This is a genomic window from Pluralibacter sp., from assembly GCF_019237635.1.
Taxonomy (GTDB): domain Bacteria; phylum Pseudomonadota; class Gammaproteobacteria; order Enterobacterales; family Enterobacteriaceae; genus Enterobacter_B.
This window is the reverse complement of the sequence record NZ_JAFAGS010000102.1, coordinates 1-10436: the sequence shown is the minus strand read 5'-3', so window position 1 is coordinate 10436 and position 10436 is coordinate 1. Positions and strand designations below refer to the sequence as shown.

10 protein-coding genes are annotated in these 10436 nt (G+C 59.1%); 2 read left to right on the top strand and 8 right to left on the bottom strand.

Annotated elements, in window-relative coordinates:
• Window positions 1-157: 157 nt before the first annotated feature.
• The 8 genes from panC to thpR all read right to left on the bottom strand — a co-directional run bounded on the left by panC (window position 158) and on the right by thpR (window position 6648).
• Window positions 158-1012: a pantoate--beta-alanine ligase gene (gene panC / locus JO226_RS12000; protein ID WP_293585969.1), complete on the bottom strand. Its 855-nt coding sequence runs from the start codon at window positions 1010-1012 to the stop codon at window positions 158-160.
• Between the two features lie 11 nt (window positions 1013-1023).
• Complete coding sequence (gene panB / locus JO226_RS11995) at window positions 1024-1815, bottom strand: 3-methyl-2-oxobutanoate hydroxymethyltransferase (RefSeq protein WP_293585968.1); 792 nt, start codon at window positions 1813-1815, stop codon at window positions 1024-1026.
• A gap of 70 nt (window positions 1816-1885) precedes the next feature.
• Window positions 1886-2365: a 2-amino-4-hydroxy-6-hydroxymethyldihydropteridine diphosphokinase gene (gene folK, locus JO226_RS11990; RefSeq protein ID WP_293585967.1), complete on the bottom strand. Its 480-nt coding sequence runs from the start codon at window positions 2363-2365 to the stop codon at window positions 1886-1888.
• A complete protein-coding gene (gene pcnB, locus JO226_RS11985; protein WP_293585970.1) occupies window positions 2362-3762 on the bottom strand; it encodes a polynucleotide adenylyltransferase PcnB in 1401 nt (466 codons plus the stop codon). Before pcnB ends, folK begins: the two co-directional genes overlap by 4 nt.
• 51 nt (window positions 3763-3813) lie before the next feature.
• Complete coding sequence (gluQRS, locus tag JO226_RS11980; protein ID WP_293585966.1) at window positions 3814-4704, bottom strand: tRNA glutamyl-Q(34) synthetase GluQRS; 891 nt, start codon at window positions 4702-4704, stop codon at window positions 3814-3816.
• Between the two features lie 60 nt (window positions 4705-4764).
• Window positions 4765-5220: an RNA polymerase-binding protein DksA gene (gene dksA / locus JO226_RS11975; RefSeq protein WP_001155227.1), complete on the bottom strand. Its 456-nt coding sequence runs from the start codon at window positions 5218-5220 to the stop codon at window positions 4765-4767.
• A gap of 181 nt (window positions 5221-5401) precedes the next feature.
• Window positions 5402-6106: a DNA/RNA nuclease SfsA gene (gene sfsA, locus JO226_RS11970; protein ID WP_293583087.1), complete on the bottom strand. Its 705-nt coding sequence runs from the start codon at window positions 6104-6106 to the stop codon at window positions 5402-5404.
• Window positions 6103-6648: an RNA 2',3'-cyclic phosphodiesterase gene (gene thpR, locus JO226_RS11965; RefSeq protein ID WP_293583086.1), complete on the bottom strand. Its 546-nt coding sequence runs from the start codon at window positions 6646-6648 to the stop codon at window positions 6103-6105. Before thpR ends, sfsA begins: the two co-directional genes overlap by 4 nt.
• 79 nt (window positions 6649-6727) lie before the next feature.
• Between thpR and hrpB the strand changes: the two genes are divergently transcribed.
• Entirely contained in the window at window positions 6728-9157 is a 2430-nt protein-coding gene (gene hrpB, locus JO226_RS11960) for an ATP-dependent helicase HrpB (RefSeq protein ID WP_293583085.1), read from the top strand.
• Between the two features lie 80 nt (window positions 9158-9237).
• Window positions 9238-10436, top strand: a 1199-nt coding sequence (locus tag JO226_RS11955; RefSeq protein WP_293583084.1) for a transglycosylase domain-containing protein, incomplete at its 3' end; no start/stop codon positions are given.

Below are 10436 nucleotides of genomic sequence, written 5' to 3'. Positions count from 1 at the left end.
GCTTGCCCTGCAGCATAGTGCGAATCATAACTTTACCTTTACATTCCCGGTGCTTAGCCGGTGGCGCTCTGCCTGCCCGGCCTGTGTAAAACCCGGCAGGCGAGAGCGTGCCGCCGGGCGTGTTTCAGGGCAGTATTGCCCGTTTTGCCACCCCTGTCTACAGGGTCAGTTCAACCACTTTATTATCAATCAAACGCGCCTGACCCAGCCAGGCGGCCATCAGGATAACCGCACGTTTACTGGTTTCGGTGAGCTCAAGCAGCGTGTCGGCATCGCGAATCTGAATGTCATCAGCGCGCAAGCCCTTTTCATTCAGTTCCTGTTCGGCGAGGGCGACCATTTCATCAAGAGAGCGGTCGCCAGCCTGCAGTTTTTCCGCGACGGCGTTCAGCACGTTACTCAGGCCAGGGGCGATTTTGCGCTGGTCCGCAGTGAGATAGCCGTTGCGGGAGCTCAGCGCCAGCCCGTCTTTCGCGCGCAGGATGGGTACGCCGACGATGTCGATGTCATAACCCATATCGGCGACCATTTTGCGGATAAGCGCCAGTTGCTGAAAATCCTTCTCGCCAAAGCAGGCGACATCCGGCTGAACCAGGTTGAACAGCTTGCTGACGATGGTCGATACGCCGCGGAAGTGGCCCGGGCGGCTGGCGCCTTCCAGCATGGTGGAGAGCCCAGGGACGTCGACATAAGTCTGCGTTTCGGTGCCCTGCGGGTAGATATCCGCAGGCGCTGGCGCAAACACCAGGTCTACTTTGCGTTTGTTCAGCTTTTCGCAGTCTTCCTGTAGCGTGCGCGGGTAGCGCGCCAGGTCGTCGGCCCGGTCGAACTGCATCGGGTTAACGAAGATGCTTACCACCACCACGTCAGCGCGCGCTTTCGCTTCTTCAACCAGCTTCATATGACCATCATGCAGGTTGCCCATGGTGGGCACCAGCGCGATGCGTTTACCTTCCTGACGTAATCTGCGGATATGCTGGCGCAGCAGCGGCAGGGTCTCGATAATCAGCACAACTTGGCTCCTTAATGGAAACTGTGTTCTTCGCCCGGATAAACACCGGATTCAACCTCGGCAATATATTGACGCACGGCGGCGCGCATGTCGCCCGCGCCCGCCAGGAAATTTTTGGCAAATTTAGGGATATGGCCGCCGGTGATGCCGAACGCATCGTGCATCACGAGGATTTGTCCGTCGGTGACATTACCGGCGCCGATACCGATAACCGGAATCGACAGCGCGTCGGTGATACGTTTGGCGAGCTCAACCGGTACGCATTCCAGCACCAGCAGCTGCGCGCCTGCCGCTTCTAACGCCCGGGCGTCGTCAAACAGCGTCTGGGCGGCGTCGCCGCGCCCCTGCACCTTATAGCCGCCGAAGATATTGACCGACTGCGGGGTCAGCCCCAGGTGGCCGCAGACCGGCACCGCGCGCTCGGTCAGCATTTTGACGGTCTCAACCAGCCAGGCGCCGCCTTCGATTTTAATCATGTTCGCGCCCGCTCGCATGACGGCGGCGGCATTCTCAAACGCCTGCTCTGGCGTGGCGTAGGTCATAAACGGCAGGTCGGAAAGCAGCAGACAGTTCGGCGCGCCGCGACGAACGGCTCGGGTGTGGTAAGCGATATCTTCAGTTGTCACGGGGAGCGTGGAATCATGTCCCTGGACCGTCATCCCTAACGAATCGCCCACCAGCATGACGTTAATGCCTTCTTCGGCAAACAGCTTTGCGAAGCTGTAGTCATAGGCGGTGATGGTGGCGAAGCGTTTCTTGTCCTGTTTGCATTTCTGCAATAAGGCGATGGTGGTTGGTTTCATAACGTTTCCTGATAACGAAAGCCGATTCTTGCGGCATTGTAACAGGTCAAAAGAACAATGACTTTAGCCTTTACCAGTACGCAGGTTGTGCGCATTCCAGTAGTTTAAGAATAGCATCGAGGGGCGTTCCGTCAGGGAAGCGTAACTCCGGGGCGATTTCGTAGAGCGGCCACAGCATAAAACCGCGGTTTTTCATGTCGTAATGCGGTACGGTCAGGCGTTCGGTGTTGATGACCTCGTCGCCAAACAGCATGATGTCGAGATCGAGGGTGCGCGGCCCCCAGCGTTCGGCTTTGCGAACGCGGCCCTGCTGCAGCTCAATGCGCTGGGTGTAGTCGAGCAGGGCGTGTGCGTCGAGGGCGGTATCAAGCGCCAGCGCGGCGTTGAGGTAATCAGGCTGGTCCTGCGGCCCCAGCGGCGGCGTACGGTAAAAGGCGGATACCGCCGCGACATGGCTTTGCGGGATCTCGCCCAGCGCGCGAATGGCAGCATTGACCTGCTCAAGCGGTGAGGCGAGATTGCTGCCGATGGCGATGTAGACGCGGGTCATGCGCTGCCTTCACGACGCGGCGCGCGTTTGCGCGGGCGGCGGTGGCGGCGACGGGCGGCGGCGGGCTCATCACCGAGATCGTCCAGCATATCTTTCTGCGCTGGCGGCGCAGCGACCTGGAATTCTCCCCACCATTGCACCAGACGCTGTAGCTCGGCATTGCTCTCAGACTCCGCGCGCAGCGCCAGCAGATCGTAGGAGGCGCGGAACTTCGGATGCTCCATCAGCTTCCAGGCGCGTTTGCCCTGGCGGCGGGACATGCGCAACTGCAGCTGCCAGATATCGCGCACCAGCGTCGTGATGCGTTTCGGGATGGCCAGCGTACGGCAGGCTTCGTCCAGCACATCGTTCATCGCCAGCGCGAAGGCGTCATAGTAGGCAAGACCGCTTTCCTGGGCGATTTTCTGCGCCATTTCCAGCAGTGGATACCAGAACATCGCGGCAAACAGGAACGCCGGATTAACGCGCATATCGTTGTGAATGCGGTTATCGGTATTCTTCAGCACCTGGCTGATGATGCGCTCCATCGGGCTATCGCCGTTTTCGGTGAAGTAGCGGGTGATGGTCGGGAACAGCGGCTGGAACAGACTGTACTCACGCAGCAGTTGGTAGGTGTCATACCCGTAACCTGCTTGCAGCAGCTTCAGGGATTCTTCAAACAGACGGGCTGGCGGTACGTCATTGATGAGCGTCGCCAGGCGCGGAATCGGCTCGGCGGTTTCCGTGCTGATGCGCATCCCAAGCTTCGCGGCAAAACGTACGGCGCGCAGCATGCGCACCGGATCTTCACGGTAGCGGGTTTCCGGGTTGCCAATCAGGCGAATCACGCCTTCTTGTAGGTCACGCATGCCGCCGACGTAATCGCGAACGGTGAAATCCGCCACGCTGTAGTAGAGGCTGTTGATCGTGAAATCACGGCGCTGGGCATCTTCTTCAATCGAACCGAAGATGTTATCGCGCAGCAACATACCGTTCTGACCGCGCTGTGAGGTGACGCGATCGCTGGTGGAACCTTCGTGGTGGCCGCGGAAGGTCGCCACTTCGATGATTTCCGGGCCGAACATCACGTGCGCCAGGCGGAAACGGCGGCCGACCAGGCGGCAGTTGCGGAACAGTTTGCGTACCTGCTCCGGCGTGGCGCTGGTGGTCACGTCGAAATCTTTTGGTTTTTTGCCAAGCAGCAGGTCGCGGACGCCGCCGCCCACGAGATAAGCCTCGTAACCGGCTTTATTCAGACGGTAGAGCACCTTGAGGGCATTTTCACTGATATCTTTGCGGGAAATAGCGTGCTGCTCACGCGGGATGACCGTCATTTCTGGTTTTGCGTCGACGGTTTCAGCCCCATTTTCTTCACGGCTTAGCACCTTGCGGCAAAAATTAGCGACTCGGGTAAAAATGTTGCACCTCGAATATATCGTCAGTCGTCAGGACAAAAAAATAGCGGCTAATCATAGCTCAGCAAGAGGCGTTTGAGAATGCTGGATTTCCGGTACCCGGGAAAGTGTCCAGTTAGCCACCGCATTTTTTAGCAGGTTCTCGAGACTCAAATCCTGCCATCCCTTAACGATATCCTGATTAAGAAACTGTAAAGCACGGATAATTTCCGGCCGTGGGTCGCCAGGCGATAGCGCTGGCGCGTGATTCTGTTTAGACAGCTTATTGCCGTCGCGATTTAACGCCAGCGGCAGGTGAATATAATCCGGCGCCTGCCAGCCGAAATGCTGATAAAGCGAAATTTGCCTGACCGTCGGCTCTATCAAATCGGCGCCGCGGACAATTTCATTGACGCCCTGAAAATGGTCGTCCACGACCACCGCCAGATTATAGGCAAACAGCCCATCGCGGCGGTGAATAATAAAATCTTCCCGCGCCAGCTTTTCATCCGTCACGATGGCGCCGCGCAGCTTATCGTGAAAGCGTAGCACCGGCCGGGTCTGGCGCAGGCGTAACGCCGCATTCTTCGCCTCAAGATGCAAATCCCGGCAGTGGCTGTCGTAGAGGCCGCCGACGCTCTGGATCCGCGCCCGGGTACAGGTGCAGTAGTAGCAAAGCCCTTGCTCATAAAGCCAGGCCAGGCGTTCGCGGTAGGCATCGTGGCGCCGCGACTGCCAGACGACTTCGCCGTCCCAGTGCAGCCCGTAATGTTCCAGCTGGCGCAAAATAGCCACTGCGGCACCGGGAACTTCACGAGGAGGGTCGATATCTTCGATGCGTACGAGCCAGGTGCCTTGTTGAGCGCGGGCTTGCAAATAGCTGCCAAGAGCGGCGATTAAGGAACCGAAGTGTAATTCACCGGAGGGAGACGGCGCGAAGCGCCCAATATAGTGAGATTCAGACATATCTATGATAACAAGGCGGGAGTGACTCCCGCCTTTGTGAGCGTCATGACGGCGCGGGGGTTAACCGGCCATCTGTTTTTCGCGAATTTCCGCCAGAGTTTTGCAGTCGATGCAAAGATCGGCAGTCGGACGTGCTTCCAGACGACGAATACCGATTTCCACGCCGCAAGATTCGCAGTAGCCGAAATCTTCGTCCTCGACCTTTTTCAGCGTTTTCTCGATTTTCTTGATGAGCTTACGCTCACGGTCACGGTTACGCAGTTCGAGGCTGAACTCTTCTTCCTGTGCGGCGCGATCCACCGGATCGGGGAAGTTAGCAGCTTCATCCTGCATATGGGTAACGGTACGATCCACTTCATCCCTGAGTTGGTTACGCCATGCTTCAAGAATACGCCTGAAGTGCGCTAGCTGGGCCTCGTTCATATACTCTTCGCCCGGTTTCTCTTGGTATGGCTCCACCCCAGCGATGGCGAGAATACTCAGGGACGATGTTTTACGGTTTTGCCCTTCTTGCATGTTGCTTCTCCTTAACACGCACTATCGATCCCCATGTTGGGGGAAAATCAGGTCGCTATAAATAGCAGAAGCTTTTCCGGATAGCAATTATCTAAACGTTACACTTGACAACCCTGTGAGGAAAAGCGTATTTGCGCACGCGACCTGCACAGCGATTATCCACCTGTTCACCTCGTCATAATCATAACACAACGGGTACTGGCTCATTCAGAGTCATTATTTCTGCCGAAAGTTCCGCTTTATAAGCCAGAATTTCGACCCCCTTGCCGTGTGCCTCGCTCAATAGCTGCGCGTATTTCGCATCAATATGGCGCGCGGGGGAAAAACGGGTAATGGCTGAGTGAAGAATCGCAAAAAAGACGACGGCACGATCGCCTGATGCTGCCACACTCATTAATTCCCGCAGATGCTTTTGACCTCGTTCTGTCACGGCATCGGGGAAATAGCCATACGCGTTCTCCGCCAACGTAACCGATTTCACTTCAATATAGCAGTTACGGCGATCTTCTGCCTGTAACAAGAAATCAATACGACTTCGCTCCTCGCCGTATTTCACTTCACTTTTCAAGGTGCTATATCCGCAGAGCGGAGGGATGGCATCGGCGGTGATTGCCTCTTTCGTTAAGGCATTGGCGCGTAACGTATTGACACAAATAAATGCGCCTTCCTGCGTTTGCGTCATTTCCCAGGTGTTCGGGTATTTTCGCTTCACATTGTCAGACGTTGAGTACCAGACGGTATCTCCTGGCGTTGCGCACCCGGTCATCGCGCCGGTATTCGGGCAGTGCAGCGTCAGCGTCTCCCCTTCGGGCGTGATGACATCGGCAAGAAAACGCTTATAGCGTTTAATCAGCGTAGCGGATTGCAGCGGGGGCTGAAACTTCATCCTTGTTCCTTGTCGTCGGTTAATGTCCAGCGCGACAGCGCCGTGTAACGGGTGCGCCCGCGAATAAACCGCGATTCATACAACGCGAAGGTCTCTACGGGTATCGTCCAGCGAAAGCCAGGCGCCGGAATAGGGACCGCGTGGCGGGTATCGCGCAGCAGCGTGATGTGCGGATGAAACGGCTGCGGGCTCTGGTAGCAGCCGCTGCGTGCCGCCTGGGCGCGCAGCTTATTCGCCAACTGCAACAGGCCGCGCGGCGTTTGCCGACTGCCGAGCCACACCACCCGCGAGCGCAACCACTGGCCTGCGTCATCCAGTTGCAGGGTAAAGCCCGGCTGGCGGATGCGTCCGGCCATCGCGGCAAGCGCGCGCTGTTTTTCAGCGCTGATATCACCCAGAAACGCCAGCGTCAGATGCAGATTGGCCGCCGCGACCGGTCGCCCGGCGTCGTCGGGAAAGTGGGCGGCACGCCAGTGGACTATCTGCTGCTGTACATCGCCCGGTAACTCGAGGGCGAAAAACAGCCTTTTTGACTCAGACATAATGGAAACTCGGTAATGATCTATCGCGATGCTACAATGTCAGCCTTTCGATGTTAACCCTTTTGTCCCGGAGCGTGTTGTGTCGTCATTGCCGGTTGCCGCTGTGCTGCCCCTTCTTCTTCAGGCGTTACGTGATGCGCCGCAGGTTCTGCTGACTGCGCCGACGGGGGCAGGGAAATCGACCTGGCTGCCGTTAAAAATTCTCGAACAGGGCGGTATCGACGGCAAAATCATCCTGCTGGAGCCGCGCCGTCTGGCGGCGCGCAACGTGGCGCAGCGCCTGGCGGAACTGCTGGGCGAGAAGCCCGGCGAAACGGTCGGCTACCGGATGCGCGCGGAAACCTGTGTTGGCAGAAACACCCGTCTTGAAGTGGTGACGGAAGGGATCCTTACCCGCATGATCCAGCGCGATCCCGAACTGGCGGATGTTGGGCTGGTGATCCTCGATGAGTTTCATGAGCGTAGCCTGCAGGCGGACCTGGCGCTGGCGCTGCTGCTGGACGTGCAGCAGGGGCTTCGCGACGACCTCCGGCTGCTTATCATGTCGGCGACGCTGGATAACGAACGGTTGCAGGCGTTGCTGCCGGATGCGCCTGTCGTGGTGTCTGAAGGGCGGGCGTTTCCGGTGGAGCGCCGCTATCAGGCGCTGGCGGCCCATCAGCGCTTTGATGAGGCCGTCGCTATCGCCACCGCGGAGCTGCTGCGCAGCGAACCGGGATCGCTGCTGCTGTTTTTACCCGGCGTCGGGGAAATTCAGCGGGTGCAGGAACAGCTGGCGACCCGCGTGGCGTCCGATGTGCTGCTGTGCCCGCTGTACGGCGCGCTGCCGCTGACCGAACAGCGTAAAGCGATTTTGCCCGCCCCGGCGGGGATGCGTAAAGTGGTGCTGGCGACCAATATCGCCGAAACCAGTCTGACCATTGAAGGGATCCGCCTGGTGGTGGATTGCGCCCAGGAGCGCGTCGCCCGTTTTGATGCGCGCACCGGACTGACGCGTCTGGTGACCCAGCGCGTCAGCCAGGCCTCAATGACCCAGCGCGCCGGACGCGCCGGGCGTCTTGAGCCGGGCCTTTGCCTGCACCTGCTGGGTAAAGAGCAGGCAGAGCGCGCCGCGGCGCAGGGCGAGCCGGAGATCCTGCAAAGCGATCTCAGCGCCCTGCAGCTCGATCTGTTGCAGTGGGGATGCTATGACCCAACGTCGCTCAGTTGGCTGGATAATCCGCCTGCGGGCAACCTGGCGGCGGCGCGCGCGCTTTTGCAACAGCTGGGGGCGCTTGAGGGAGAGCGGCTCACCGCGCGCGGGCAAAAAATGGCGTCAGTGGGCAACGATCCGCGACTGGCGGCGATGCTGATTGCCGCCAACGGGGCGGATGGCGTCGCGACGGCGGCAAAGCTGGCCGCCATTCTCGAGGAGCCGCCGCGCGGCGGCAATGCCGATCTCAGCGTAGCTTTTTCCCGCCAGGTGCCGAACTGGCAGCAGCGGGCGAAGGCGCTCAGCCAGCGTCTGGCGACGTCGTCGGGCTCCCCTGACGCCGACCGCATGGCGCCGCTGCTGGCGCAGGCGTTTGCCGACCGCATCGCCCGGCGTCGCGGACAGGAGGGGCGTTATCAACTGGCGAACGGGATGGGCGCGATGCTGGACGCCGACGATGCGCTGGGCCGTCATGAGTGGCTGATTGCGCCGCTGCTGCTGCAGGGCAGTCAGTCCCCTGACGCCCGCATCCTGCAGGCGCTGGCGGTCGATATTGACGCGCTGATCGCCCAGTGCCCGCAGTTGCTGAGTCAGTCCGACACCGTTGAGTGGGATGACGCTCAGGGGACGCTGAAAGCCTGGCGGCGCAGCCGCATCGGACAACTGACGGTCAAAGTACAGCCGCTGTCAAAACCCTCAGAGGAGGAGCTGCACCAGGCGATGCTGAACGGGATCCGCGATAAGGGCCTGTCGGTGCTGAACTGGACCCCTGACGCGGAGCAATTGCGGCTACGCTTACAGTGCGCCGCGCAATGGCTACCGGAAGAAAACTGGCCTGCGGTGGATGACGCGTCCCTGCTGGCGTCGCTGGAGAGCTGGCTGCTGCCGCATATGTCCGGCGTCCATTCGCTGCGGGCGTTGAAAGCGCTGGATATCCAGCAGGCGTTGCTGAACCTCATGCCGTGGTCATTACAGCAACGTCTGGTGAGTTCGCTGCCAACTCATTACACTGTGCCCACCGGCAGCCGGATTGCGATTCGCTATGATGCGGATAACCCCCCGGCGCTGGCGGTGCGGATGCAGGAAATGTTCGGCGAGGCCGCCACCCCGACTATCGCTCAGGGGCGAGTCGCGCTGGTGCTGGAGCTCCTGTCGCCTGCGCAGCGGCCGCTACAGAGAACGCGCGACTTAAGCGCGTTCTGGGCGGGCGCCTACCGTGAAGTGCAAAAAGAGATGAAAGGGCGCTACCCGAAACACGTGTGGCCGGATGACCCGGCGAATACCGCTCCGACGCGGCGCACGAAGAAGTACTCGTAAATTGAGAGATTTCTTCTTCTACCATCAGGTGAAGAATAAGAGAATCAGGCGCTTAAGCCTGAACATTGCGGAGAATAAGCATGGCGGGGAATGACCGCGAGCCGATTGGACGTAAAGGAAAACCTGCACGTCCGGCAAAGCAAAAGATTAGCCGTCGTCAGCTCAGGGAAGAGGAGTATGACGACGAGTATGATGATGACGATGAGGAAGACGACTCCATGCCGCGCAAAGGTAAGGGCAAAGGGCGTAAGCCGCGGGGTAAACGCGGCTGGTTCTGGCTGCTGGTAAAACTGGGCATTGTTTTTGCGGTGCTGATCGCCATCTACGGCGTGTATCTGGATCAGAAAATTCGCGCCCGTATTGACGGTAAAGTTTGGCAACTGCCGGCGGCGGTGTACGGTCGTATGGTCAGCCTTGAACCGGATATGCCGGTCAGCAAAAACGAGATGGTGCGCCTGCTGAACGCCACCCAGTATCGTCAGGTGAGTGCGATGACGCGTCCTGGCGAATTCACCGTGCAGGCGAACAGCATCGAGATGATCCGCCGTCCGTTTGATTTTCCGGACAGCAAAGAAGGACAGGTGCGCGCGCGTCTGACCTTTGACGGCGATCATCTGGATTCCATCACCAATATGGATAACAACCGCCAGTTCGGGTTCTTCCGCCTCGATCCGCGCCTCATCACCATGATGTCGTCGCCAAACGGCGAGCAGCGCCTGTTCGTGCCGCGCAGCGGCTTCCCGGATTTGCTGGTCGATACCCTTATCGCGACGGAAGACCGTCATTTCTACGAGCATGACGGTATCAGCTTGTACTCGATCGGCCGCGCGCTGGTGGCGAACCTGACCGCTGGCCGCACGGTGCAGGGGGCAAGTACCCTGACCCAGCAACTGGTGAAAAACCTGTTCCTCTCAAGTGAGCGTTCCTACTGGCGTAAGGCGAACGAAGCCTATATGGCCGTTATCATGGATGCCCGCTACAGCAAAGATCGCATTCTTGAGCTGTACATGAACGAGGTTTACCTGGGGCAGAGCGGCGATAATGAAATTCGCGGTTTCCCGCTGGCAAGCCTGTATTACTTCGGCCGTCCGGTCGAAGAGTTGAGCCTCGACCAGCAGGCGCTGTTGGTCGGGATGGTGAAAGGGGCGTCAATCTATAACCCGTGGCGTAACCCGAAACTGGCGCTGGAGCGTCGCAACCTGGTGCTGCGCTTACTGCAGCAGCAGAATGTGATAAACCAGGAGCTGTACGATATGCTGAGCGCCCGTCCGCTGGGCGT

Coding starts and splice junctions, on each gene's coding strand:
- panB (WP_293585968.1), bottom strand. CDS start 1,815: ATGAAACCAACCACCATCGCCTTATTGCAGAAATGCAAACAGGACAAG.
- folK (WP_293585967.1), bottom strand. CDS start 2,365: ATGACCCGCGTCTACATCGCCATCGGCAGCAATCTCGCCTCACCGCTT.
- gluQRS (WP_293585966.1), bottom strand. CDS start 4,704: ATGTCTGAATCTCACTATATTGGGCGCTTCGCGCCGTCTCCCTCCGGT.
- dksA (WP_001155227.1), bottom strand. CDS start 5,220: ATGCAAGAAGGGCAAAACCGTAAAACATCGTCCCTGAGTATTCTCGCC.
- sfsA (WP_293583087.1), bottom strand. CDS start 6,106: ATGAAGTTTCAGCCCCCGCTGCAATCCGCTACGCTGATTAAACGCTAT.
- thpR (WP_293583086.1), bottom strand. CDS start 6,648: ATGTCTGAGTCAAAAAGGCTGTTTTTCGCCCTCGAGTTACCGGGCGAT.